The organism is Oscillatoria sp. HE19RPO (assembly GCF_024220515.1).
GTDB lineage: Bacteria > Cyanobacteriota > Cyanobacteriia > Cyanobacteriales > Laspinemataceae > Laspinema.
Genome location: NZ_JAMXOT010000217.1, coordinates 1 through 26,861, shown reverse-complemented (window position 1 = coordinate 26,861; position 26,861 = coordinate 1). Strand labels below are relative to the sequence as shown.

General features: G+C 47.6%; 20 protein-coding genes, 1 tRNA gene and 1 pseudogene. 13 read left to right on the top strand and 9 right to left on the bottom strand.

All coding sequences use genetic code 11. From position 1 onward, the window contains the following. Positions 1-429: 429 nt before the first annotated feature. Positions 430-1,125: a 2-C-methyl-D-erythritol 4-phosphate cytidylyltransferase gene (gene ispD / locus NG833_RS19590; RefSeq protein ID WP_254566955.1), complete on the bottom strand. Its 696-nt coding sequence runs from the start codon at positions 1,123-1,125 to the stop codon at positions 430-432. 193 nt (positions 1,126-1,318) lie between these two features. Here ispD and NG833_RS19585 point away from each other — a divergent pair, with 193 nt between their 5' ends. Both NG833_RS19585 and NG833_RS19580 read left to right on the top strand, forming a co-directional pair. Further along, positions 1,319-2,290: a glycosyltransferase family 9 protein gene (locus tag NG833_RS19585; RefSeq protein WP_254566954.1), complete on the top strand. Its 972-nt coding sequence runs from the start codon at positions 1,319-1,321 to the stop codon at positions 2,288-2,290. A gap of 185 nt (positions 2,291-2,475) precedes the next feature. Continuing rightward, positions 2,476-3,057: an HAD-IIIA family hydrolase gene (locus NG833_RS19580; protein WP_254566953.1), complete on the top strand. Its 582-nt coding sequence runs from the start codon at positions 2,476-2,478 to the stop codon at positions 3,055-3,057. Between the two features lie 48 nt (positions 3,058-3,105). Here NG833_RS19580 and NG833_RS19575 read toward each other — a convergent pair whose 3' ends face one another. The 4 genes from NG833_RS19575 to NG833_RS19560 all read right to left on the bottom strand — a co-directional run bounded on the left by NG833_RS19575 (position 3,106) and on the right by NG833_RS19560 (position 7,655). Next, complete coding sequence (locus NG833_RS19575) at positions 3,106-4,491, bottom strand: sugar transferase (protein ID WP_254566952.1); 1,386 nt, start codon at positions 4,489-4,491, stop codon at positions 3,106-3,108. A gap of 886 nt (positions 4,492-5,377) precedes the next feature. Then, positions 5,378-6,013: a thylakoid membrane photosystem I accumulation factor gene (locus NG833_RS19570; RefSeq protein WP_254566951.1), complete on the bottom strand. Its 636-nt coding sequence runs from the start codon at positions 6,011-6,013 to the stop codon at positions 5,378-5,380. Between the two features lie 189 nt (positions 6,014-6,202). Then, positions 6,203-7,267: a glycerate kinase gene (locus tag NG833_RS19565; protein ID WP_254566950.1), complete on the bottom strand. Its 1,065-nt coding sequence runs from the start codon at positions 7,265-7,267 to the stop codon at positions 6,203-6,205. Between the two features lie 55 nt (positions 7,268-7,322). Further along, positions 7,323-7,655, bottom strand: coding sequence for a DUF565 domain-containing protein (locus NG833_RS19560; RefSeq protein ID WP_254566949.1), 333 nt, complete (start codon positions 7,653-7,655; stop codon positions 7,323-7,325). Between the two features lie 285 nt (positions 7,656-7,940). On the opposite strand from NG833_RS19560, the gene NG833_RS19555 reads away from it, so the two are divergent. Continuing rightward, positions 7,941-9,842 (top strand): glycosyltransferase family 39 protein, encoded by a 1,902-nt coding sequence (locus tag NG833_RS19555; protein WP_254566948.1) that lies wholly within the window; start codon positions 7,941-7,943, stop codon positions 9,840-9,842. A 281-nt stretch (positions 9,843-10,123) separates the two neighbouring features. On the opposite strand, the gene NG833_RS19550 is transcribed toward NG833_RS19555, so the two are convergent. After that, positions 10,124-13,330: a hybrid sensor histidine kinase/response regulator gene (locus NG833_RS19550; RefSeq protein WP_254566947.1), complete on the bottom strand. Its 3,207-nt coding sequence runs from the start codon at positions 13,328-13,330 to the stop codon at positions 10,124-10,126. Between the two features lie 123 nt (positions 13,331-13,453). Between NG833_RS19550 and NG833_RS30540 the strand changes: the two genes are divergently transcribed. The 5 genes from NG833_RS30540 to kaiC all read left to right on the top strand — a co-directional run bounded on the left by NG833_RS30540 (position 13,454) and on the right by kaiC (position 18,286). Next, a complete protein-coding gene (locus NG833_RS30540; RefSeq protein ID WP_256556075.1) occupies positions 13,454-13,588 on the top strand; it encodes a hypothetical protein in 135 nt (44 codons plus the stop codon). 351 nt (positions 13,589-13,939) lie between these two features. Further along, positions 13,940-15,139 carry a transposase gene (locus tag NG833_RS19545; RefSeq protein ID WP_254566946.1) on the top strand — a complete coding sequence of 400 codons (1,200 nt, stop codon included), beginning with the start codon at positions 13,940-13,942 and terminating at the stop codon, positions 15,137-15,139. Between the two features lie 169 nt (positions 15,140-15,308). Further along, positions 15,309-16,247: a circadian clock protein KaiA gene (locus NG833_RS19540; RefSeq protein ID WP_254566945.1), complete on the top strand. Its 939-nt coding sequence runs from the start codon at positions 15,309-15,311 to the stop codon at positions 16,245-16,247. A 60-nt stretch (positions 16,248-16,307) separates the two neighbouring features. Further along, complete coding sequence (kaiB, locus tag NG833_RS19535; protein WP_015147792.1) at positions 16,308-16,622, top strand: circadian clock protein KaiB; 315 nt, start codon at positions 16,308-16,310, stop codon at positions 16,620-16,622. A 101-nt stretch (positions 16,623-16,723) separates the two neighbouring features. Beyond that, positions 16,724-18,286 carry a circadian clock protein KaiC gene (kaiC, locus tag NG833_RS19530; protein WP_254566944.1) on the top strand — a complete coding sequence of 521 codons (1,563 nt, stop codon included), beginning with the start codon at positions 16,724-16,726 and terminating at the stop codon, positions 18,284-18,286. A 69-nt stretch (positions 18,287-18,355) separates the two neighbouring features. Here kaiC and NG833_RS19525 read toward each other — a convergent pair. Further along, a tRNA-Arg gene (locus NG833_RS19525) sits at positions 18,356-18,428 on the bottom strand. 385 nt (positions 18,429-18,813) lie between these two features. Here NG833_RS19525 and NG833_RS19520 point away from each other — a divergent pair. Both NG833_RS19520 and NG833_RS19515 read left to right on the top strand, forming a co-directional pair. Continuing rightward, complete coding sequence (locus tag NG833_RS19520; protein ID WP_254566943.1) at positions 18,814-19,935, top strand: hypothetical protein; 1,122 nt, start codon at positions 18,814-18,816, stop codon at positions 19,933-19,935. Positions 19,936-20,295: 360 nt separating this feature from the next. Beyond that, positions 20,296-20,808, top strand: coding sequence for a peptidoglycan-binding domain-containing protein (locus NG833_RS19515; protein ID WP_254566942.1), 513 nt, complete (start codon positions 20,296-20,298; stop codon positions 20,806-20,808). A 514-nt stretch (positions 20,809-21,322) separates the two neighbouring features. On the opposite strand, the gene NG833_RS19510 is transcribed toward NG833_RS19515, so the two are convergent. After that, complete coding sequence (locus NG833_RS19510; protein WP_254566941.1) at positions 21,323-21,970, bottom strand: DUF938 domain-containing protein; 648 nt, start codon at positions 21,968-21,970, stop codon at positions 21,323-21,325. Positions 21,971-22,066: 96 nt separating this feature from the next. Between NG833_RS19510 and NG833_RS19505 the strand changes: the two genes are divergently transcribed. The 3 genes and pseudogenes from NG833_RS19505 (at position 22,067) to NG833_RS19490 (ending at position 25,584) form a co-directional block, all read left to right on the top strand. Continuing rightward, the gene (locus NG833_RS19505; RefSeq protein WP_254566940.1) at positions 22,067-23,479 is read left to right on the top strand and encodes a Rieske 2Fe-2S domain-containing protein; all 1,413 of its coding nucleotides are present in this window, start codon (positions 22,067-22,069) and stop codon (positions 23,477-23,479) included. Between the two features lie 517 nt (positions 23,480-23,996). Further along, a pseudogene (locus NG833_RS19500) lies at positions 23,997-24,778 on the top strand (DUF4365 domain-containing protein). Continuing rightward, on the top strand, positions 24,775-25,584 hold the full coding sequence (locus NG833_RS19490) for a hypothetical protein (protein ID WP_254566937.1): 810 nt from the start codon (positions 24,775-24,777) through the stop codon (positions 25,582-25,584). Before NG833_RS19500 ends, NG833_RS19490 begins: the two are co-directional and overlap by 4 nt. Before the next feature lie 232 nt (positions 25,585-25,816). Here the strand turns inward: NG833_RS19490 and NG833_RS19485 are convergent, their stop codons facing one another. After that, the gene (locus NG833_RS19485; RefSeq protein WP_254566936.1) at positions 25,817-26,710 is read right to left on the bottom strand and encodes a site-specific DNA-methyltransferase; all 894 of its coding nucleotides are present in this window, start codon (positions 26,708-26,710) and stop codon (positions 25,817-25,819) included. Positions 26,711-26,861: the final 151 nt, after the last annotated feature.

Sequence of the window (26,861 nt, the reverse complement as noted above, 5' to 3'; positions counted from 1 at the left end):
ATTTGGGATGAGCCCGCGCAGGCGGGCTTTGTTCGTATAGCCCCAGGCTTCAGCCTGCGGGTTTCTGTGTTATTTGAGCAAAACCCGCACCCTCAAGGGTGGAGGCTCACAAGACGAAGCCTGCCGACGCAGGCTGAACATGAAAGCTAACTTTTTACAACCGGATTTAGGATGAGCCCGCGCAGGCGGGCTTTGTTCGTATAGCCCCAGGCTTCAGCCTGCGGGTTTCTGTGTTATTTGAGTTCAGGGCGTTGTTGACGCAGGATAAACTCGGCAAAACCCGCACCCTCAAGGGTGGAGGCTCACAAGACGAAGCCTGCCGACGCAGGCTGAACATGAAAGCTAATTTTTTACAACCGGATTTGGGATGAGCCCGCGCAGGCGGGCTTTGTTCGTATAGCCCCAGGCTTCAGCCTGCGGGTTTCTGTGTTATTTGAGTTCAGGGCGTTGTTGACGCAGGATAAACTCAGCGATCGCCAAATCCATTGGGGTGGTCACTTTCAAATTGGTCTCTTCCCCGGGGACAATTTGCACCGGCAAGTCACATTTTTCAAATAATGCTGCATCATCGGTAACCTCCCATCCCAGGGATTTTCCGCGATCGTGGCACTGTTTCAATAAGGCGACTTCAAATCCCTGGGGGGTTTGGGCGGCCCAGAGTTGCTGGCGATCGGGGGTTTGTTCAATGGTTTGGGAGTCCCGGGCGACAATTTTAATGGTGTCTTTGACTGGAATTGCGGCAATTAACCCGGGACAATGGCGCAGGGTCTCGGCACAGCGATCGAACAGGTCCGGGGTTGCCAGACACCTGGCCCCATCATGAATGAGCACATGGGTCGCTTCTGGCGGGAGTCCCTGTAATCCGTTGTAAACCGATTCCTGGCGGGTACTGCCGCCTTGGATGAATTGGACAGGTTTGCTGGGGGGATTGGCGGCTAAAATTGCTTCAAAGTCGGGCCAGTCTTCCGGTTGACCGATTAACCCAATCCAACGAATTTCCCGGGAGGCATCCGCCGCCTCTAGGGTCCAGGCAATCAAGGGGCGATCGAGCAAGGACAGGAGTAGTTTATTGCGGTTGCTGCCCATTCGTCGCCCCATGCCAGCGGCGGGTATCAATAAATGCACGGTGGTTCCTCTAAAGCGTTTGGTTACAAAAATGGCGCGTGAATAATAATAACTAGAGTAGAGGCGCAGGGGCGATCGCAACGGTTTTTCGCGAATTTCTGGCGGGTGGTTGGGTCGAGTTGTGAAGATTCCGGATCGGATTAGGTCTCTCATCGCTTAGAATGAGTCTGTTTAGTAAGCTCCATCAATTGAGATGCGAATACTGGCCCTTGTCCCAGGCGGAATCGGCGACCAAATTTTATTTTTCCCGACGTTGGATAGCCTGAAACGGTTATATCCCAACGCTTACATAGATGTTGTTGTGGAGCCTCGGTCGAAAGGTGCCTACCGGGTATCCAAGTTTTTTCATGACAAGTCCCTCCAAGTGCTGCCGTTTGATTTTAAGGATCGCAACGGATTGGCGGATTGGGGGAATTTGTTGGGGATCATGCGCGATCGCGAATATGACGCGGTGATTTCCCTTGGACAGCGCTGGGTTGTGGGGTTATTGCTCTGGTTAACAGGCATCCCCATCCGGATTAGCTACTCGGACTTGGGCAACTCCTGGTTGCTCACCAACCCAGTCCCGCTGAAAACTGAGCAATATGCTGCCGGTATGTACCACGACTTGTTGCAGGGTTTTGGGGTCTCCATGCCTTGTCCGGAACTCTCTGTGACCCTGCTCAAGGAGGATTTACGCTGGTCCGATGAGGAACAGCAAAGATTGGGTGTCAAAGACAGCGGTTACATTCTGATTCATGGGGGGGCTAGTCAACTCTCCCAAATCAAAGGACTGGATAAAATTTATCCCGTTGAAAAATGGCAGCAGATTATCCAGGATTTGCAAACCCGTCAACCTCTGCCAGTGGTGTTGATCCAAGGGCCAGAGGATAAACCCTTATGCGACCAGTTGGTTAGGTCCTGTCCTGGCATTAAGGTGACTTCCCCTCCGGATGTGGGTAAGTTGGCAGCAACGATCGCCGCTGCGAATTTGATGCTTTGTACGGACAGTGCGCCGATGCATCTGGCGGTGGCGGTACAGACCTATACGATTGCCTTGTTCGGCCCGACGGATCCCGCTAAATTGCTCCCCTCGGGCGATCGCTATATCGGCATTCAATCTTCTACGGGCAGAATTGCTGATATTTCACCCGAGAAAGTCCTAGAAAAAGTTTGGGGAGGCTAAACCGAAGATTCGGGATGGGGAATTAACTTCTGGGGAGTTTGAGGGGCTATTACCAACCCAAATGTAGGGTTGATTCGCGAATCAACCCTACATTTAGATTTTTATCTTAAATCATGGGTAAGTCCTGGTGATAAAATTCGGACTCATTAACTTTTAATTCTTTTGAACTCTCCTTAAAATCTCTGATGAAACCCGCAGTATTCCTGGACCGAGATGGCGTTTTAAACCAAGAAGTTGGATATATTCACCGTGTTGAAGACCTGAATTTGATTCCCGGTGTGGCCGCTGCGGTTCGCCGCTTAAATGACCGAAATCTCTTCTGTTGTTTGGTTTCCAACCAATCGGGTCCGGCGCGAGGATATTACCCTGCTGCTCATGTGGATGCGTTACACCAGCGCCTCTGTGACTTATTGGACCAGGAAGCGGGGGCCCGGTTGGATGCGCTTTATTATTGTCCCTATCTGAGTCCTCCGGAAGGGGGGAAGGACCCCGAGTTTACCCGGTGGACCACTTGGCGTAAACCCAATACGGGAATGTTAGTGGCGGCAGCTTGGGAACATGATTTAGACCTGAGTCAGAGTTTTATGGTGGGAGATAAGGCAACGGATGTGGATATGGCCCATAATGCTGGTTGTACGGGGATTTTGGTGAAAACGGGCTATGGCGATCGCGTGTTGGGGGGGAAATACCAACACCACACCCATCCGGATTTCATCGCCTCAGATTTAGCGGAGGCGGTGGATTGGATGACTCAGCAGTTAAAGTAGGGTGGGCAATGCCCACCCTACAATTACTATTTTATTTTTTGGAGTTTCCTAATAGGCCCCCTCTTTGGCAAACACCACCTTCACCGTCTGGAATAAAATCTGGAAATCCAGAGACACAGACCAATTTTGAATGTAAGTCATATCCAGGCGGAAGACTTCCTCAAAATCGACAATATCCGATCGCCCAGAAACCTGCCATAATCCAGTAATCCCCGGCAGGACTTCATGGCGCATAAAGTGATGTTCTGAAAACCGTTCCACATCTCGCAGGGGGAACGGACGAGGACCGACTAAACTCATCTCCCCATTTAAAACATTAATAATTTGTGGCAGTTCGTCCAAACTGTACCGCCGAATAAACTTGCCAACTCGCGTGATCCGGGGGTCATCCTTCATTTTGAACATAATTCCCCCAGCCATTTCATTCTTCGCTTCCAAATCTTTTTGTAACTGTTCGGCATTCGTCACCATTGTCCGAAACTTCCAAACCTTAAAGTGACGGCCTTTTAATCCCACCCGGACTTGTTTGTAAAAAATCGGACCGGGGGAATCCACCTTAATCAGCAGTGCTAACAACAGCAACCCGGGACTAATTAACAAGATAATGATCCCAGCGGCAACTAAATCAAATCCCCGTTTAATCCAGTAATCCCCACCCACAATTGGCGGCGATCTAAATCTCATACTCGGGATGCCGTTGACCATCTTAATCTCAGACCACTGAATCGGCAACTCCAGTCCCAAGGGGAGAATTCTCAGGTGAATTCCGGCGCGTTTCAACTCCCAATAGAGGTAAATTTGGTCTCGGACTGAGAGTTCAGAACAAACAAACACTTCGCTGACCGCTTTTTCCCGGAGTCTTTGAATCATCTCCGACCAGTCGTGGTTTTTTTCTCGGGTCGAGAGGTCTTCTAAATCGCAAATCTTATATCGTCTACTTTTAACAATAAATCGTTTAGCGGTTTCAATATCTTTGGGTTTACAAACTAAGCCAATGCGCTGACGGATTGCGCCTTTCTGCCGCAAATAAACAATGGCTAAATGCAGCATTAACCGCTCACTCAGAACAAAGGCTATGGCAAAGATCCAAGACAACAAGAATGTCGAGCGAGAAACGACTGCTTCTGGTTCGTAGAGATAGCCAATAAATAATAAAACACACTGAGCAAAGCTGAGGGATTTGACGAGATTAAAAAAATCTCGCCGCCGATCATCGGTGCCATAGAGTCCCGCTGAAGCGACAATCCCTAATGTGATTACCAGAATGGGGATTAAAAATCCGGGTTTTTCATTCTGAGTGGCTATCAAGCTAAAGGAGCCTACTGGGGTCCCGAACTTGTCTGCGAGTAGCCATGCATAGCTCAACATCAAACTATCAAGGGCAATTAACAGGATAATTCGGAGTGAGCCAATGCCAGTCCCGCGACTGAGCATGGCAATGAGTGGAGCACGTATATCAAGTTTTCTTTTATCCATTGTCTTGTCGGATGCACCGAACCGAGGTTAATACTCTTTGTTTTAGAATGTCTATTCTTGACCCGATATTCTTCAGAGTAGATGCCCCCTCGACGAGGCAATTTTTGAATTTGCCATCGCTAAGACTCAAATAAATAGACCTGTTAGTCTGTCGTATGCACCGACTTGATTCCTGGCTTTGTTAACATAAATTGACACCCTGTATTTTTGAACGACGTGAGCAAAAGCCTAGGGAATATTCGGGGTAATTCATGAACTCTATTATAATCATCTCTGGAGTCGCCCTGGTTGATATCGGCAAAAGAGTTCAGCTTGGGCATTTTTTTCCTGAGTTGAACGATAACTCCTATTGGCAATTTCGTTAGACCAGCTAGACGATGGACAGAACTCTGGGGGTTGTAGGAGTGGGTTAGATGCTCCCATCCTTTTCTTCATCAACGGTGTAACGGTTTCTAGTAATTTGGGTATTATTCACCATTAGAACGTAATTTAGGCCGATCGCACCACAGGAGTGCCGATGGGGTCAGTAGAATATAGACCTATTTGATTATCTCAGAGCTGATTCACACCGAACATGGGAATTTCGACTCACTTGATAAAAAGCATTGATAGTCAAGGTCACCAAGGTTAAAAAAAGGTGCAAACCCAGAGCATTACTATCATAACTCGCTCTTTTTGTCAACCCTAAAATGCCCGGGGTAAATGTTCCCTTGATTTCTGTCTTGGCAGTTTTGCGCCGGTTCAACCCGAGAGGGGCCAACTTAGGGGGTCCCAAGGGTGTGGGGCGCAAAACCAGCAGATGGGGTCATCACTCCCCGGGTCCCTACAGTTCCCGGTGGTCGGATTAGCGAGAGAGTTCGACACTCACCTCATTAGGCGCACGCCGTTTGAGATCAACGGATTCCGATCGCGGCAGCAAGTCATAAACTTGACGCAACACATCATCAATGGACTCATAAGAAACTTGTCCCTTGCCGTCATAAACGACTTTACCCTCTAAATCCAGCACAACGGTTTGAGGAACCACCCCAGAATAATAGTACCCCGGTTCTGTGGGTACATATTCATCCTTGACAGGAATCGCATCCACATTCAGGGGTAAAATATCGGCGGCCCTTCCGTAGAATGCCTGAATCTGCGAGACAACGGCGGTGTATTGCTTACAATCGCTGCTGTCATCGAGGAAAAACACTAACACCGTAGCGCGATCGTCCCGGGAAAGGGACTGTTCTAGGGAGACTCTCGGCGGAACTAGGGAACCATTGCCGCCATAGAGGGCGTAAATGTTGCCATCAAAGTTATCATCGTTGAGACCGGCGATCGCCCCTGGGGTGAGCATCAACCACAGACAACTCACCATCGCGATCGCCACCACCAGTCGTTTCGCCATCACTCGACATAAGTCAACGGCTAAATTTAGAGATTTCTTGACACGGATGCTACCAGCACCCAACCCAGAATAAAACATAGAATACAACATCAACTCTCGGGGAGACTCCTGCAATTGACTCTATCAAGTTTTGCCGGTTCTTGACGCACTTGATTCAATCTAATCTTGGCAATTGGCAATTCCCAACTCGGGAATCCTCTGGCGACTCATCCGGTGACATCCGAGCAGAAGCGTAGAAAATATTCCTCAACCCCCTGAAACCCAATCAAGGGATTTGCCTCAGTTTCCCCCAATCTGCCGGGGACTGTAAACCGCGATCATACGGCGATCGCCTCCCATCTCGATCGCCAAGTCCACCTCCGAGCCCGGATGCAATAGGGGCCTAACAAACAACTCCGGATGCAACGCCTTCCAAAAATATTCTACAAATTCTTTGATTTCCCCATCACTCATTCCCGCCTTACCCAGGGCCTTCATTTCCTTTTCTGCCTGCATCCGCCACTGCAAACTGAGGCGATAATCCTGGGGATACAACACCATCAATCCATCTAATCGGTCCCACAAGGGCAAATAATCCCGCAATTGCTGATTCATATCTCGGGCAAAACTGCGGTCTACTTCCGTCATAATCGGCCAAGGGGGATGGTCAAATACTGCCCGGTCCACGGGACGCACTCCCACAAACCATCCTTCCAGTAACAGGATATCGACAGTCTGAACGAGTAAGGGTTCTGTGCGATCGCCTTGTCCCTCCCACAATGATTTATCAAATTGAGGAACAGCAATGGTTTGTCCATCGGGATTTCGCAAGCGATCGAGGAGGTTAATCCCTAACGCCACATCGTGAGTGCCCGGAGGTCCTCGCCAAATCAGACGTGGGTCCTCCTCCCGCAATTGCTGCCGTTCTGAATAGGTTTTATAAAGGTCATCGATAGAAAGGGCCAAAGTAGAATAGCCCAGATGGGTCAAAATCCAGGTTAGAATTCTCCCCAGGGTGGTTTTCCCCGTTCCCTGTCCCCCTAAAATCCCTTGAATCCAGGGTCGTCCTAATTTCTGGTGAGAGGCGATCAGTTTGATTGCCAAGGGTAACCATAATTGCCATAACGGTTCGAGTATTTTGTCTCCCGGGAAGGGAAATTGCTCCAGGTGGGGTAAAATCACCGCTAATGCCTGCGATCGCGCCCTGAGTTTCGACTCCACTGTTTCCGGGGAAATCCCATACCCCTGGGCCCGAAGGGGGTCAGCGAGTTCTTGTTGGATTAATGCTTCCCAAGTGGATCCGGTGGGTGGAACTCCCTGCTGCCACTCCTCCAGAATTGAGGCGATCGCCCACTCTTGCTGCATGAATCAATCTCCTTGGAAGTCGGTGAAAATGGCGTTTGATCCGATTAACAATCCCTTAAGAACCGAGGGTAAAGGCGAGGACGAATAGATTGTAAATCATACCAATTTTAAAGGAATTGATTCCCTGGGCCAATAGCGATCGCTTCATTTGGTCGTGAATCCGATAGAAAAAATAACTATAGAGTTCGGTTAAGACGATTAAAATAGCCGCTACCACCACATCTAAGTTGGCATTTTGTCCGGCGATCGTAGCAATTGACGTTCCTACAAAATTACCCAGTAAAAAGCTAATCAGCACTACGGATATCCGTCGCCACGGGTTGCGTAAGGATTGCCTCAGTTCAGAAACTGTACCATCAAACAGGCTGTTCAGACGGGTATTCTGCATAGCTTATATCATGATTAAATCAAACATTGAACTCGAACCCTGACCCGTTTAGTCACAGACCCGATTCTGACATCAGCGATCGCGCCGCCCGATGGCGACCCTAAAAAAATCCTCTCCCTCCCACATTTCCATCCAGGAAGCAGCATCCGCCAGTTTGTTAGATACAATAGCATATTCCAGCCCCATCCCCCATCAACCCCATCAACCCAGGACAAATGACCAATGACCAATGACCAATGACCAATGACCAATGACCATAACAGACCCTAGATACACAAACAACTGATGAAACTTCAAATGAATCGCTTTTGGGATACTCAAAGTCAAATAAGCGTACCGCCTAAGTTCGCTCTAATCTTATCAATTTTGGGGCTATTGGGGATTGGCTGGATTGCATTTTTATGGAAATTAGGCAGTGTCGGTTTAGTGGATGAAACCGAACCCTTGTTTGCAGAAGCTGCCCGACAAATGGTGGTCACCGGCGATTGGATTACGCCTTATTTTAATCAAGAAACCCGATTTGATAAACCGCCCCTGATTTATTGGTTGATGGCGATCGCCTACCAAATTTTTGGCGTAAATGAATGGGCGGTGCGTCTGCCGTCTGCTTTATCGGCCATTGTTTTAATGCTTGTCGTCTTTTTTACCCTGCTCTATTTTACTGTTCCCCATTCCTCCAGTTCCTCAGAAATTCAAGAACCGGAATTAAACCGCAATATCCCTCGAAAAGCCTGGTTTTGTGCCGGACTCGGGGGGGCGATCGCTGCTGTTAATTTCCAAACTATTGCTTGGGGAAGAATCGGCGTTTCTGATATGTTATTGAGTGCTTGCATGGGAACTGCCCTCCTGGCTTTTTTTTGGGGATATGCCAGTTCCCAGTCTTTACAAACCCGCGAAAATCAAGTCAAAAATTCTCTGCCATCAACTGTCTTAACTGCCGATGTTTGGTATATCATTTTTTACATTTTTATTGCCTTAGCCATTCTCGCTAAAGGACCTGTAGGGATTGTTTTACCGGGATTAATTATTGGGTCTTTTGCAATTTATCTGGGAAAAGTGAAAGAACTATGGCGAGAAATAAAACCCTGGCGCGGGATTTTAATCATCACCACTATCGCCCTACCTTGGTATATTTTAGTCATCTTAGCCAACGGTCAAACCTATATCGATACATTTTTTGGGTATCATAATTTTGAACGCTTTACTCAGGTTGTCAACAATCATAGTGAAGCCTGGTATTTTTACTTTTTAGTCCTGTTAGCCGGATTTTCCCCTTGGTCGATTTATTTGCCCATTGCTATCACCCGGTTACGCTTTTGGAAATGCAGTCGGTGGCGGAATCAACCCCGGGCAAATCATCTGAGTTTATTTGCTTTCTTTTGGTTAAGCGGTATCTTTATTTTCTTTACCGTTGCCGTCACTAAACTCCCCAGTTACATTCTTCCCGCACTCCCCGCTGCTGCCCTATTAGTTGCCTTGTTTTGGAGTGAAGAAAGCTTTAAAACTAACCCCAATGGTCAACCCCATCGCTTTAGTTTATTTGGGGGAGTTTCCATCCTGGCTAACTTAATCTTATTCTTACTCATGGCGACTGCCATTCTCTATGTTCCCCGACTGTTAGATCAAGACCCAGCCATGCCCGAATTCCCCAGGGTTTTGGCCGATTCTGGATTAATTGAGCGAGGTGCTTTAATTTTCATGGCAAGTGCCTTAATGGGGGTGATTTTGGTCTTAAAACGCCAGTGGCGATGGATTATGGCTGTCAATCTGGCTGGATTTTTGGCGTTTTTCATCTGGGCAGTGATGCCGGTTTATTTTATCTTTGATAGTGAACGACAATTGCCGGTCCGTCAAATGGCCGAAATTATTGAACAGGTGAAACAACCGGAACAACAGGTGGTGATGGTTGCTTTTGAAAAACCCAGTTTAGTGTTTTACAGTCATCAACCGATTCAGTTTTTTAGGCGTTCCAATCATGCCCGAGAATATTTACAAGAATTAGCTGCCAAAAATCCCAATTTGCTGCCGTTTTTAGTGTTGGGATATCCGGACAAAATTAAGGGGTTGGAAGTGGCTAATTCTGAAGATTATCAGGTGATTGCGGAACGGGGGAATTATTGGCTGGTGGAAATGCCAAAACAGTTATTTTTGCCAGAGGGAACAGGGATGAAGGATGAGGGAAGATAACGACTGAAGTCGTTACTACGAACGGGGGAAGAGAACGACTGAAGTCGTTACTACGAACGGGGAATAACGACTGAAGTCGTTACTACGAAAGGGGGAAGAGAACGACTGAAGTTGTTACTACGAACGGGGGATAAAGATAACGACTGAAGTTGTTACTACGAACGGGGGATAACGATAACGATTGAAGTTGTTACTACGAACGGGGGATAACGATAACGATTGAAGTCGTTACTACGAACTCCCAATTCTCCCCCATCTCCCAATTCTCCCCCATCTGAGATTCAAATTTTCAATGCTTGGTTAATTGAATGGAGTAACTCCTCCATTGATAGGGAAGGGGGTAAGAGTTGGGTGGCGATCGCCTTTAAACTGGACCGGAATTCTCCGTTGGTGGCGGCTTCGGGGGTTTCCAAGGAGCGATCGACGATTAAAATGGCGGGGCGATCGGGAAGTTGTTCTAACACTTTCAGCGCCTCCATTGGGAACTGAGTGGGGACCGAATCGGGAACATAAATTAACAGCAAATCCACACTCTGATGTTGCAATTGCTGCCAAACTTCTGACCAAGAACGACCCATCCAACATCTAAACCCAGCGGTTTGGATATATTGAATCGAAGCTTGTAACCACTCGTGTTTGGTCGAGGTGGAATCCACCGGAAACCGGCCCGATTCCGCAATCCCTGACCGCTTGGATACCCCTGGGGTGACGGCCTCGCATCGGTCGGAAAACTGGCATAAAATTGAGATATCAATGGCTAAAATTGCTGGTTTAGAACTCATTCCCACGGCAACTTCTACCGCTTGTAATAATGCGGTGACATTGGGCCATTGTGCCTCATCCGCCTTGTCGCTACCCTGAACGGGTTGGAGATAGGGAAACACCGTCAACCCGGGCACTTGGGAGGCGGATAGGGCAATTTGGCGATCGAGGGTCACCAGGGGGACCGCAGCGAGGGCGGGATATTGGCTGAATTGTTGGATAAACAGACTGGGGTTGGGGAGGTGATGGGCGGGATCCAGCAAGATGGCGTCCAGATGCCAGACTCGGGCCAATAATTCAGCTTGTTCGAGATCATCGGCTTCTAAAACCCGATAATGATAGGAGGCAGAGGGGTTTAACCCGGAAGTGAGCAGTCCGTTGAGTTGATTGCTTAACCCGTTGCTGTCATCCTCTGACGATCGCCCATCCATGTCCCGATATTCCGGGTCAAAGGGACTCAAGCGCAACACTGTCAGGGTCGTGGGTGGGGTTGCCAAACTCTCCTGTTCCGGGTCCTGCATTAACCCCTCTAAGGTTTTTTCTAGGGAGTTTCCCTTCACCGGCAGGGTTAAAAATCCATTACACTGGGCCCGAATCGCCCGTTCCTTGTCCACCTCCGTTGCCATGACGATCGCCGGGATATGTCGCGTTTGTGGGTCAGATTTGAGCAGGGTTAGCACATCCCAACCGGAGAGCATCGGCAAGAATAAATTCAAAAAAATAGCCCGAGGTTGTAAGCGTCGAGCCTTTTCCACTGCCTCAGTCCCTGCACGGGCGATCGCCACCCGATAACCCAACTCATTAAATCGTTCCGTCAAATCATCAATATACCGAGGGACCGCTTCCACAATTAAAATTAAGCGGTTCTTCGTGGGGTCTACTCGTTCCGTCAGGGTCGTCGTCTGCTGGGGAGGACAAGGGGGTAACAGCAGGGTAAATTCACTCCCCACCCCTTCTTTGGAAATAAACGTCACATCCCCCCCATGAGCCCGCGCAAGGCGCTGGGTTAACGCTAATCCCAAACCCGTTCCCTCAAATTGCCGGGTCATTGGGTTTTCCAATTGTTGGAATTTTTGAAAAATTAAGTGCTGTTTTTGGGCCGGGATGCCAATCCCTGTATCCCAGACGGTGAAGGCCAGCCAGCCTTCCCAGCGATTCACTCGCAGGCCAATTTCTCCACCATTGGCGGTGAATTTAATGGCGTTGGAGATGAGATTGTACAGCATTTGCCGGAGGCGCAATTCATCCGCCACCGGGCTCGGTAAACCGGGTTCGAGTTCCAGGGTAAAGGGGATTTCCAGTTCGGTAATGGCGGCATTGCTGCTACTGCCATGAACTGGGGAATCTGAGGGATGATGGGACTGTTTGGCTTGATCAAAGGCGCGATCGCAGACATCCGGGATGCTCACAGGTTCGAGAATCAGTTCCATTTGGCCACTTTCGATCCGGGTGAGGTCCAGGATGTCGTTGACCACATTCATCAAATGTCGCCCACTGGTGTAGATCATTTGAGCATAGCGAGCTTGGCGATCGGTCAGGGGTCCAAGGGTCCGTTCCTTGAGCAGACTGGATAACCCCAGAACGGCGGTGAGGGGGGTTTTGAGTTCGTGACTGATACAGGCCAGAAATTCATCTTTGAGCCGGTTCATTTGCATTAAATCGGCATTTTTGGCCGCGAGTTCTTTGGCGACTTGCTGTTGAACCGTGACATCTTGAGCGAGCACCAACCACAGGGATTCGGTTTGGGACTCATCGGATTGGATGGAAGCCGAAACTGGCGGGTGATCTCCGGTGGAGTTGGGGTCCGCAAATTCTGGCCCTTGCGAAGGGTTAAAGGGGGAATCCTGCCAAGATACATGAGGCGATCGCTCTGACAAGGCAAGGCCGATCGGGATTTTCACAAACTGCCACACTCGGTCCGACCCTTTCGGGATGGGACATAAACCCATGCTCAGAGAGTCTGAGTCTGGGTGTTCTAAGTGGTCCGGTTCCCGATTCGAGGTCGGTTGTGATGGGGTGTGGACTTCGCCGGAGGGGTCAGTCTCCGGTTCCGAGAAGGCGTCAAAGTAGGTCCGCCATGCTTGGTTGTAAATGGCTACTTTCCCGGCTGAAGTTTGCAACTTCATCGGCAAGGGGATTTCTTCGAGGAGTTCCCCCAGGGGACGAACCGCCCCAAAGGGCCAAGCTTTGACCCCACTGAGGGATTCGGGATTCCCGGATTGTTGTTCTGGAACGGTTGGGGTCTGGGGGACGAGAGTGGTATTTTGGGCCAAAGCGGCGATCGCTCGGGGAAAATCCAACAACCCTAGGCATTTGTCTTCGGCATCCACCACCACCCACGCCGGTTGCCTCGATTGGTCCGGATCTTGGGTTTGGAGTCTCTCCCAGAAATGGGTTAAGCTCATCTGAGCCGGAAGCCTCTCCACCGAGGCGACTGCGCCGGGACTTAATCCGGCCACAGGTTGCTGCCAGAGGTCTAAATCATGGGGAGTCGGTGCATCGGGAACCCCTTCCCGATTCTGGCTGCAATTCCCCACCAGGGAACAGAAGCGGGCCATCAAGGTGGGTAAATCCGTGTGAGGCAGGCCATTTCTGCGATCGGTTAATCCCCAGTCCGGATTTGTGGTTTCCCCTTGTAATAAATTCAGCAGCAAACAGCCCACATCGAGGACCCCCATCGGCGCTTGCGCTTCATTGACGAAGATGAGGTGTTCAAATGCAGACATCCGCCCCGCGCTGATGCTCAAGCGATGCCATAACTCTGCTATACTTACCGTCTGCGGGCATACAGGGGTAGGGAGTGTAAATTCTTCTAAGAGTAGGGGGGTCTTTAACATAGGGAACTGGGGATGAAGATCTTGCAAAAATCAGAATGGAGTGTTGAGCTAACGGTAACACCCAGCAGTGGGGGGTTGGCCTCACCGGATGCCATTCCATCGGGCTTTTACTCTAACGCCTACGGCATCTGGGTAGCGATCGGATAAATCAGACAAGAAACCGGGTTTCCGACCCACCTTGGTCCTAGTCACTAAAGATTTTGTGAAAAAATCCGGTTTGTCTTCCCTCTACTGTACCGACTTCTTAGGACATCCTGCTTCGCTGTCTAAGTCATTCGGGATCACCGATACAGAATAATTACCCGGGAATCAGAGGGTTGGCTGTTGGAGACAACCGCTCATGACTCCAGGGATAGATCAACTAAACCAGCAGGAGTCCCGCGCTCTAATCTTTGATTGAGCGTCGGGAGGAATGCTGGGTAGAAAAAGGGGTTCGATACCCCTTGTTCTGCCAAATGGTTTATCATCAGAATATCGATAAAGTTCACTACTTGAAAAATGACTCAGGTACTTACGGTCTCTTGTAAATTGATGGCTACACCACAGCAGGTTGAAAAACTTGATGCGGTGCTTGCTGCTTTTGCAAGTTGCTGTGAGTTCGTGAATGACAAGACTCCTGAGAAACTGACCAATCAGATGGCTGTCCAATCCTTAATTTACAAGGAAGCTAGAGCGCATTCTGGTCTGTCTGCCCAGATGACCATTCATGCCATCCGGCGAGTTTGTGCGAATCGCAAGACGGCAAAGCAAAAGGGTAGACCCGTCAAAGGGTTCGCTCCTACCTCTGCTACATACGACGTTCGCACCTTCACTTTTAAGGAAGCGGATTGGATGGTTAGCTTGACCATGCTCAAAGGTCGGGAGAAATTCAATCTCCACATCGGTAATTACCAGAAACAGTTACTGGAAGGGCCAACACCCAAATCGGCAACCCTGGTAAAGCGCAATGATGGCAGTTTTTACTTAAACATTCAGCTAGAGTCTGAACCACCAGCTATCCCCGACACGAATGATGTGTTGGGAATTGATTTGGGACGCACAGACATTATCTGCACATCCAAGGGAGAAAAATTCAGCGGCAAACAAATCACTAAAACTAGAGACAGATACAGCCGTGTAAGGGCTTCGTTACAGAAGAAAGCTTCCAAAGGCACAAGGTCTACTCGTCGTAGGGCGAGACAGATTTTGCAACGGTTGAGTGGACGTGAACGAAGATTCCAAACATGGCTGAACCATACCATCAGCTATCGACTGACTCGTACCGCTAAAGCCTCAAACCAGGCGATTGCACTTGAGGATTTGACGGGCATCAGGGAACGTACCAATGAGATGCCACGCTCTAAGACAGAGCGGAGACGGTCTAACAGTTGGGCGTTCTATCAACTCCGACAGTTCTTGATTTACAAAGGGGTGAAATTTGGAGTAGATGTCCGGATAGTAGACCCTCGCTACACCTCGAAAACTTGTCATGGCTGCAAAGTAATTGGCAACCGACAAGGTAAGAAATTTGAGTGCCTAAACCTCAAGTGTGGATGGGTCGGTGATGCTGATGAGAATGGAGCGAACAATATCGCTACTTTGGGGGTTATTGTAAACAATCCCAGAGGCTCCGAGGTAATGTCTTGTTCTTTACAAGATGTTGTCTTGAGGGCTACCAAAAGCCCGCATCGTACCGCTATAGCGGTCGGTGTCGGGTAGTTTACTTATGGATCTCAATGGGGTGTGAGCCCGGGCAACCCATTACAATTTAAATACAGTGTTTGTTGAATGTTTAACACAACCTTGAGCCACCAGTCATGGTGGCGGGGCAATTGAACGTTGCGGCTGCACGATTCGTCAATTGGAACATCGATTTTCTAATAACGTTTTGCAAAACAAACTGTCTATTTGTACTTTTGGACCATCGGATATCCTGGCGCAATCGCTCACCCAGTTTTTGGAGAGCGATCGCTATGCGCTCACTTATTTTCAGGGGGCTGATGAGTTTCTCGCCTTCGTCGAACGAGAAAAGCAACAGCTTGACTGTTTAATTTTACAAGCTCATCCCAACTTAAAGGGCCTCGCCCGTCAACTCCATCGACAATCCATTCTCTTGCCAGCAGTGATTGTCCATCTGGGTTCCCATCAAGCCAGTGAATCAGCAGAAGCCCCAGATTCTGACCTCAACGACATCCTGCTAACTGCCGTCAAATCCCCGGATAATGGGGAGTTTGTCTCCTCCAAAGTGGTCTACCATACCGCTGAAAGCCACATTTCGGTGCCTCAACTCCCCGACATCGGTCGTTTTGTCGAAAAAGCGATCACCCAGTTTATTAATTTTTCCCCAGTTTCCTGGGAAAGCGATCGCAGCAAATCCACCCCCAATTCATCTCCAGACACCTCCACTCAAAACTTTCTCGGCCCTCAGCAGCGGATGCTCGCCGAGAAATTGAGGGAGCGATTAGGATACCTTGGTGTGTACTACAAACGCAATCCCAAACGTTTTCTGCGGAACCTCCCTCCCGCAGAACGACAACATTTTTTAGATGAACTCCAAGCCGAATATCGTGATATTGTTTTGAATTATTTCTCAACTGATGGATCCCTCAATCAAAAAATTGATGAGATGGTCAGTACCGCTTTTTTGGCTGATATTTCAGTCACGCAAATTGTGGAAATCCACATGGATTTAATGGATGATTTTTCTAAACAACTTAAACTCGAAGGGCGCAGTGAAGAAATCCTCTTGGACTACCGATTGACTCTGATTGATATTATCGCTCATTTATGTGAAATGTATCGTCGCTCAATTCCCCGAGATGCTTAATCAATCTTCAGTCCCTATCCCCCATTTTTCTTCTCGGCTCAATTTTCACCCAGTGAATCCATGATTAACCCCAAGAAAACCTACGTTCTCAAACTTTACGTCGCGGGGAACACCCCCAACTCGGTTCGCGCTTTAAAAACCCTCAAAGATATTTTAGAGCAAGAATTTGAAGGGGTTTATGCCCTCAAAGTGATTGATGTCTTGAAAAATCCTCAACTCGCCGAAGAGGATAAAATCTTGGCAACCCCCACCCTCTCCAAAATCCTGCCCCCTCCGGTCCGCAAAATCATCGGAGACCTCTCGGACCGAGAAAAAGTCTTGATCGGGTTAGACCTCCTCTATGAAGAATTACGAGAAGAGCGAGAATTCGAGTAAAATCACTCGCTTCAACCCTGTCCAAACTTCTCTCGATTAAATTATAATCCTAGGTCCATCATCCCTCACCCCTAGCCTTCTTGTCATTTTAAACTCGCCCTATGAATCTTACTAAGCCATCTGGAGATAACGAAGAACGTATGCCCCTTGGCGTCCATAAAATCCGCACCATGATTGAGGGCTTTGATGACATCAGTCATGGCGGAATGCCGGTCGGCAGAACGACCTTAGTCAGCGGCACCTCCGGTACAGGTAAAACCTTGTTTGCCGTCCAGTTCCTCTATAACGGCATTACCTTTTTCGAGGAACCCGGGGTCTTCGTCACCTTTGAAGAATCTCCAAGCGATATTATCAAAAATGCCTATAGTTTTGGCTGGGACCTGCAAGGCTTAATTGACCAAGGAAAACTGTTTATTCTCGATGCTTCGCCGGATCCAGAAGGACAAGATGTGGTCGGAAATTTTGACCTATCTGCCTTGATTGAGCGGATTCAATATGCCATTCGCAAATACAAAGCCAAACGAGTCTCCATTGACTCTGTAACCGCTGTCTTTCAACAATATGATGCCGCCTCGGTGGTCCGTCGGGAAATCTTCCGCCTAGTCGCCCGTCTCAAACAAGTGGGCGCAACCACCATTATGACGACAGAACGAGTCGAAGAATATGGACCCGTGGCGCGATTTGGAGTGGAAGAATTTGTCTCCGATAATGTAGTCATTGTTCGCAATGTCTTAGAAGGCGAACGGCGTCGCCGGACCCTGGAAATTTTGAAATTGCGCGGCACCACCCACATGAAAGGGGAATATCCTTTCACCATCACCAATGAAGGGATTAATATCTTCCCCCTTGGGGCAATGCGCCTCACCCAACGCTCCTCCAATGTCCGGGTTTCTTCCGGAGTCAAAACCCTCGATACCATGTGTGGCGGGGGATTTTTCAAGGATTCTATTATTCTGGCAACGGGCGCAACCGGCACCGGAAAAACCCTCCTGGTCAGCAAATTCTTGGAGGATGCCTGTAAGAGTGGGCAACGGGCGATGATGTTTGCCTACGAAGAATCCCGCGCTCAACTGCTCAGAAATGCTTACTCTTGGGGGATTGATTTTGAAGAACTGGAAGAGAAGGGATTGCTGAGAATTCTCTGTGCTTATCCTGAGTCTGCCGGGTTGGAAGACCATTTACAAATCATTAAAACGGATATCTCGGAATTTAAACCGGCTCGGATTGCGATCGATTCCTTGTCTGCCTTAGCTCGTGGTGTCAGTAACAACGCCTTTCGTCAATTCGTGATTGGCGTAACCGGCTATGCTAAACAAGAGGAAATCACGGGATTTTTCACCAATACCACGGACCAATTCATGGGCGCGCATTCGATTACGGAATCCCATATTTCTACCATTACCGATACCATTTTGATGTTGCAGTATGTGGAAATTCGCGGGGAAATGTCCCGGGCGATTAACGTCTTCAAAATGCGCGGTTCTTGGCATGATAAAGGCATTCGGGAATACTCGATTAGTCAGAAAGGACCGGATATTAAAGATTCGTTCCGCAATTATGAACGGATTATCAGTGGTTCTCCCTCTCGGATTTCCGTAGACGAAAAAACCGAACTCTCCCGCATCGTTAAAGGGGTCCAGGGAAAATCTGGGGAGGAACTTTAACGGGAAGCATCAAAAAAAGGGGGCCAGTTTGAAACTGGCCCCCTTTTTCATGAAGTGTTAATCACCCAACGAGCACGGAGGGATTTGAACCCCCGACACCCAGAACCGGAATCTGGTGCTCTATCCCCTGAGCTACGTGCCCTAACGATCTCCAACTATATCACCTGTTTGATAAAATAGCTATAAGTAAAAATACTTTTTTTCTGGGGACTAGGTTGATCGCAGGGGCATGGGTCCAAAGGATTAACCCATTTCAGGGTGGGGGTATAGAGAAGACACAGAGAGTAAAACCGGATGGGGTATGAAGCTCATTCCGGTCCCCGCCTCTGGCTCCCCCCTCGGCGAGATGCCTGAATCTCTCGGCGTTTCCAGGGAAGGTAGAGAGAAAACTTAAAAAAAGTTAAAATTTTAAGGAAATGTTTAAGATTTGACCTCTCCTATCTCGGATCTAACCGAGCCATAGATTTACAACATTTAACTTGCCACTTTAAATTGACCCCTGCCCAATTCCCAAGATAGTCAAACTAATGAATAAACCGATCGCTGGACGTTATGCTCGTTATATTCGATGGCCTTCCGAGACCGAAGTGGCCCCCGTAACATCCTTCGCACAAGAATGGGCGAAGCGATATGTGCAGAAGCTACAGTTGGAGTCCCAAGAGGAAGAAGACTGGGGCGATCGCACGGGAGTGGATGAGTCTGAGTTAATCACGCGGGAACGGGTGGGGGATGCCCTTCGGCAGTCGTTGCGCTTATGTATCGCGCAAGGGTGGTCAAAAACTGAAATCCTCTTAGCACCCACTTTAAAACAGCATTCTATTGACTCTCAACATCTCAATTCCTGGGAGATTGCGGCGAAAACTCATCAAATTTATGACCAAGCGCTGGAACTGTATATCCAAGGGAAATCTCCGCAACAACTAGCCGGGGCGATATCTCCCATTTTGGGCAAATTGCGACAAGTGCAAGCGACTTCGGAACCCCTGACTCTAGCCTTTGTCAATCTTCAATTTTACTATACTGGGCAGTTGCTATTGCAGCAGGTTTCCCAAACGGAGCGATCGCAACTGGAAGGGTATTTTAGGGTGATTCAGGAATACTTAAATTTACCCCTGCAACGGGTTTATGAAGCGGCAGCAAACTTGGAGTGGAATGACTCTCCCTTACAGGCGGTGAGAAAATTGCTGCCGGTGAGTTCGCAGATTGCCACAGAAATTTGCGATCGCATTCGGCAACTCTATCCCCGCTACCGCAGTAACAGCGGTTCCCTGAATGATGAACGCATCTACAAATCCAGCCTGCGCGATGTTGAAATGTTTCAAGTCTATCTCTGGGCTTGTGTGCTAGAACAAAGTATTGCATCGGTACAACAGGAGTTATTTCCTCTCTGTGTGATGCTCTATCCCGCCTTGGGGGTGCAGTGGGAATTAGTGCGGCAAATGCTCAATCTGTTAGGACGACAATTGCGCGATCGGCTCACATCCGAAGAGTACGATTTATTTGCCCCTTACTTACGAACGATGTGGGAGATGTTTTCTCCGGCAGTCTTCTCCCCTACCACCAAATCGGACCAATCCGAGGCGATCGTTGTTGAGTCCGAGGACTTTTTTGATTCCAGTGAATCTTTGGGGAATTGGGTGGTGGGGTAGGGGGTTGGTTGTCAGGACTTCTGGAAACGACTGAAGTCGTTACTACAAACGGGGGGAGATAACGACTGAAGTCGTTACTACAAACGGGGGAAGATAACGACTGAAGTCGTTACTACGAACAAAGAGGGATAACGACTGAAGTCGTTACTACAAACGGGGGAAGATAACGACTGAAGTCGTTACTACGAACAAAGAGGGATAACGACTGAAGTCGTTACTACGAACATCGGAGAAAGTGCCTTGTACTCCCTGATTTTCTCCTGACTCCGAATTGGGAGAGAATCGCTAAAATGGGAAAAGATGGGGATATTTTTGGAAATTCCCCGTCATTTTGAATCAACACGAGAGGTTAATAAACCAATGGCATTACAACAAGGTGATACAGGTTCGCAGGTCGAACAATTACAGAGGCAATTAGAAAAGTTAGGATATAACGTCGGGCGTTTTAACCCCAACTTCGGCCCTCTTCTTGAGGAGATTGTGAAAGCCTTTCAAGCGGAATCCGGACTCACCGTCGATGGAGTTGTGGGAGAGCAAACCCAAACTGCGATCGATCGCGCCGTCGCCGGAATTACCCTACCTACCCGAGTTTCTCCACCTCCAGTCAGTCCTTCCGGTGATTTTACCACGGGCAACTGGCCGGAATGGCGGATTGTCACCCAAGGCGGATTAAATGCCCGTAGCGGCCCGGGATTTGAATTTCCCGTGGAAACTACCCTCCCAGGCGGCAGTCTCGTCACCCGTCATCCTGATTATACGAATCCGGTACAAGGCGATCGCACCGGCAAACCCTGGTTAGTGATTACCAATCAAGGTACCGCCCAATTTATCCGCGCCAATAATAAATTTATCGAGCCGGATATTCAGTCTTAATTTAGACCAAATAGGACAAGGGATTGCTTTGTTCTGATGGGTGGAAAAGCAGTAGCCCTGTCAAGGTGTATTGAGTTGTAGGGGCGTATTGCATACGCACTCTTGGGCGCAAGCATTGCGCCCCTACAAGAAACAATGATTTTTCGTCATTAAATTTACCTCTTGTAGGGGCGCTTCGAGAAGCGCCTGTCCAAGAAACAATGATTTTTCGTCATTAAATTTACCTCTTGTAGGGGCGCTTCGAGAAGCGCCTGTCCAAGAAACAATGATTTTTCGTCATTAAATTTACCACCTTGACAGGGCTAGTGGAGAAGCAGTTATATTATGTTTGCTTCTCCACCCAGAGTGACCTAACCCCCCAGCCCCCTTCCCTCAGAGGGAAGGGGGAGAAGAGGAAGAAGATGATATTATTATACCAAATCCAGTTGTTAAAAGTCGATTTTCTATATTAGCCCGCGCAGGCGGGCTTCGTCCGTATAGCCCCACCCTTTAGGGTGTGGGTTTTCAATCTATTTCACTCACCTTCCCGCCGAAAAACAACGGATAAATTATTAGCAGGCATTTCCACAATTTCCTGTAAATTTAAGCCATTTTCAAGCGCAACTGCCTCTACCTCCTCTAAATTTCTAACCCCCCATTCTGGGTTTTGCTGTTGCAGCATTTCATCAAAACTTGCATTCGATGGGGCCGTATGTTTTCCCCCTCGTTTATAAGGACCATACAGGTACAAAATTCCCCCCACAGGTAAAATTCGACCGGCCCCTGCCATCAATCCTAAAGTCGCCGTAAACGGAGAAATATGAATTAAATTAATGGCAATCATTGCCGTAATCTCCGATACATTTACCTGGGAATTTTCAGGAGATTCAATTGACCAAACCGACTCGGCAACATTCAGGGGAATCGGAGGGAAAAGATTGTCTGAGGGAACCTCTTTCATCCAGGCGAGAATACTCTCCCGCAACATTGGTTCCGCTTCACTCGGTTGCCAGAAGCGCGGTTTGAGACGAGGTGCAAAAAAAATGGCGTGTTCACCGCTGCCACTGGCAACTTCTAACACCGTTCCCGTTGGCGGGAGAACCCGACGCAACACCTTTAAAATCGGTTCACGGTTGCGTTGCGTCGCGGGGGCGAATCGTCTGGCATCATTGGGATGGTTCATTTCTTTTCTAAATTTTGTCCATTCAGGGGATTAACATTCTAAAATTAGAATAGCAAACAGTCGGACAATCCTTGAGCCTACCTAACTGAAATTATAATGATAGCAAACGAGGCGATCGCCTTAGAAACCGCACCCTCTTCAACCGCTGAACCCGGAGGCAACGACCCCCATCGCTTTGACGTTCGGGAAGTCTGGTATCCCGTCTATTATCTGCAAGATTTGGACCAGTCCAAAATCATGAGATTTACCCTATTGGGAGTAGACTTAGCCATTTGGTGGGATAAAACTGGACAATCTTGGCGGGCATTTGAAGATAAATGTCCCCACCGTCTTGCACCTCTATCCGAGGGCAGAATTAATGAACAAGGTTGGATAGAATGTCCCTATCATGGATGGGCATTTTCCGCAACGGGCAAGTGCGAAACGATTCCCCAACAGAATGAAGGCGGCAAAGCGGAACAGTCAGAAAGAGCTTGCGTGAGAAACTTTCCCACCGCAGAACATCAGGGATTATTATTCGTATATGCTGGGAATCCGGAGAATGCAAAACAGACCAAAGTTCCCCTGATTGACCCCTTGGAAGAGTCGCCGGAAAAGTGGGTTTGTTTGAACACCTTTCGCGACTTACCCTATGATGCCCTCACCCTATTAGAAAATGTTCTCGATGCCAGTCATATCCCCTATACCCATCATCGCACCGTCGGTAACCGTTCCAATGCGAGTAAGGTTGACTTGGAAGTGATTGCTTCTGGAAAACAAGGATTTGAAGGACTCTGGGAAGAAGGACCGCGCAAAGGCACTTTAGGCAGTCAGCAGACCCATTTCATCGCCCCAGGACTGATGTGGCATGACCTCACTTCCAAGCAATTTGGCAGAACGATGACGGTGGTTTATGCAACGCCAATTCGCAAGGGAGAATGTCGATTATTTGCCCGATTTCCCTTCCAATTTGCCTCAAAAGTTCCAGAAACTTTTATTAAATTAAGCCCGCAGTGGTATTCTCATATTGGACAGAATGCCATCTTGGAAGATGACCAGATTTTTCTATACCATCAAGAGCGATACTTAGAAGCAGCAGGAGGGAGTGAGAAAATTGCTAAAGCGTTTTATCTGCCCACAAAAGCGGATTTGTTTGTGCTGGCATTTCGGAAGTGGGTGAATGAGTATGATGCTGATCCATTTCCTGGGGAATCGTTTCCACCTTTGCGATCGCGCCAAGACTTACTCGATCGCTATCATTCCCACACCATCCATTGCCGCAGTTGTTCCACCGCATTGAGGAGAATCCAGAAACTGCGGGAAATAGCCGGAATTTTGGCTGCGATCGCCTGGATAACTGCGCCATTATTAGCTGTCATCGCCACCGAAAACACCGTTCCGACGGTTGCCCTTTCCACCGGAATTACCCTGGTTTTAAGTGCGCTATGGTGGGGATTAGGTAAATTAGAACGCCGGTTCTACGAGGGCCGAGATATCCCCCCTAGGAACCTGCCGGAGAAGAAAAAGTAAGTTGCAACAACCGGCGGGGGTTCAAACCCCCGCCGGTTATTGCAACTACAGCCATCGCTAATTTCTACCCATCGCGGTCAGTTTATGCTATACAGAGACAACGTTTTAGGGTCTCATTGTCAGCTTTTGCTCACCACTCGGGATGCCCTCCCAACCATGTGCAACTGAATATCCACTTAACCTGAGAATTTGCTTGACAAAACTTGGGATTTTGTAATATAACTCATATCATATCAGAAGTTATCGCCCACAAAACCAAGAATCTGTGCCTGTTGTCCGAACGATCAGACAATGAGGTGCCCCGAACTCCACGCAGAGGTATGGTACGGTAGGAATACCGTGCGCCCATTCGCTTAACCGCGCATAGTTTGCCCGAAACCTGCCCTGACAATTCTCAACCATCTGCTGTAGTCGTTCTGAATGCCCACTGCTCGACCCGCCAGTTAGGGTGAGTATCGATACCACCGAATTGCCCTTTCTTGGGGATAATGCTTTTTCCAAAAAGATAAGGAGTAAAATGATGATTCAAAAGCAAGAGAATGAAATCAAAAATTTGATAGAATACAAAGAAACATCCAATCTTAATAGTTTGTTTGAAGTTTCTTTTGGAACAAATGGCCAAATTACTAAATTTATTTTGGATCCACAACTACAGGAACCAATTAGTTTTCTTAAAACAACTGTCTATAGCATCTTAGAACAGCTAAAAACTTCATGGAATCAGTATTACAGTAATTCCTCTGTTGGTAATCTTCTCGAAGAAGAAACCGAAGAAGTTTCTGTCGGTAATCTTCTCGAAGAAGAAACCGAAGAAGTTACACTAGAGACCCAAGAAGAACTAGGATATATAAGAGTCCGGTTAGTAGCAGCGCTGGCAAATTTTGCTTATCAACAAAGTACCAAAAGACAAGACCACGCGAGCATAGATGCTGAGATACACAATGCGTCAACTGGAGATGTGCTTTCCGTTCAAATTAAAACCATAAAGTCCCCTGTATATAATGGAAATTTTTTAAAATATACTCTAAAAATAAAAAATTATAACGATCTTCGCAAACGAAAAAACCAACGGTTTTAGTCGTTGTGGAGGTTCCGAAAGTGATCCGTAAATCTCAAAATGATGGGACTAATTATGCAGGAGTTATCGAAAACTATAAGCCTTATTGGATAGCAACTAATAATTGGGAAGAAGTAGAAAATGAAACGAGGAAAACAATTTATATCCCTCGCTCGCAAATCTTCGATCCGAATACTTTGAAAGAAATCATGGATAAAATTGACAAAGGAGAATCATTATGAACATTCAAGTTTTAGATGAAGAGATCTTAAACGTAATTGAACCTAAACAATTGCAATGGTATGTATTGTCTAAAAAATGGCAGAACACTAAAAACACAGAGCAAGACACTATCTCGATTTGGAAAAAAGAAAATTTAGAACCAGAGACAGTATCTTCAAGTACATTCCCTGTATTACGCCTACCTTTATCTAGAGAGGCAGATGACTATTATAACGAGATTTTAAAAGCACTGGAAAAGTTGGAAGAGATCGAAAAGCGGTCACAGCTCGATATACTAAGAGATATTATGTATATTAATGCCAACATTATAGAAATAAAACTGGACTGTTCAAAAGTTATTTCTATTGGAGAAACATCCAACCTTTTTACAAAGCTTAAACAATTACTGTCGGAAATTATTAAAACCAGCCAAAAATCTGAAGAGACCGACCAATCTGAGAAGTTTTCTTCTGATTCGGTAGACGCCTGGTTAGATAAAATAAAACTTGACGTGATTAAAATCAATAAAAAATCTGTAGTTAGCTTGATTGAGGAAGTTATTCCTATGGATAAGATTCCAGATCGTTCACAAGATAACGAATTTATACTCCCGCAAGCTCCAGATACTCTGACTTTCGAGCCAGTAGAAAAAATAGCTCGTTTTTTAACTGCGATTCAACCTCAAGAGGCTCCATGTAGCTTTCAAGAAATATCCCAAAAACTTGATTCTATAACCGACCTTAAAAGCTATGGATTAAATTTAGATAAGTGTTCGATTTTAATTATTCATTCTCCCTTTGGTAGAACACAGTCAAAAGTAAAATAATGCCTGGAACAGCCAATATCTTGGTTCCTTTGCAGTAGCTTGAGAAACCGGGTTTCTGTTCCACATCTGGGTGAGGTGGCAAAAGTTATGGCAGAAACCCGGTTTCTGGTTCCTTTGCAGTAGCTTGAGAAACCGGGTTTCTGTTCCACATCTGGGTGAGGTGGCAAAAGTTATGGCAGAAACCCGGTTTCTGGTTGCTGAGTGGGGGTGGAATGGGTTCTGCTGCCCTAACTTAGAATAAACTCTGTTGAATAATCGTTTCATCGAGTCTTTTTTGCGCCATTTCCTGGTATTTTTTCACCAATTCGCAGCCGATAAAATTTCTCTCATGCTTGAGTGCTACCACCCCGGTTGTCCCGGATCCGGTAAATGGATCGAGGACAATATCGCCTTTTTGAGTCGAGGCGAATAGGCAGATTTCCACTAAGGGTTCTGGATAGACGGCAAAATGGGTATCCCTGAATTTCCCCAGGGGAATTTCCCAAACCGTTCTCTTGTTTCTGCCTTTCGGGTGAAACGCTTGATCCCATCGACTATCATGGAGGTTCTGATTTCCGGAGTTTTTGCCATGTTCTGGGGTGCTATTTCGTTTGCCAAAGTGATTCCTGCCGCCTTTCATTTTGGACTGTTCCGAAAAGGTGACATGGGGTTCCCGAATCGCATCGGCGTCGTAATAGTAGTCACTGGTTTTAGAAAATAGAAAGATGTATTCATGTTCGGTAGTGGGTCGATTCTTAACCGATGAAGGCATAGCATTGGGCTTTTTCCAAATGATATCGCTGCGGAGAATCCATCCGCTATCTTTCAAGGCAAATGCCACCCGCCAAGGAACGCCGATGAGTTGTTTGTTTCTGTAGGTGTCGCCTAAGTTGACCCAGAGTAATCCATTGTCTTTCAGTTTGGGCTTTAATCGGTCAAAGCAAGTGACCAGGTTTTGAATATAATCGGTGAGGTTTTGTTCTCTGCCAATTTCATGGGGACTGTCTTCTTGTCCGGTATAGTTTCTATGGCCGAAATAGGGAGGGCTAGTTATGATGGTTTGGATGCAATTATCGGGAATGATTGCAGAGGCTGTGCGGATATCTCCGTGAATGACTGTGTTGATGAGGGGGGTTAGGTTAGGCATGATTTTGAGGGTTGAGAAACCGGGTTTCTTGCGACAATTTGGGTGATGTGGCAAAAGTTATGGCAGAAACCCGGTTTCTGGGGTGGGTTGCAGTAGCTTGAGAAACCGGGTTTCTTGCGACAATTTGGGTGATGTGGCAAAAGTTATGGCA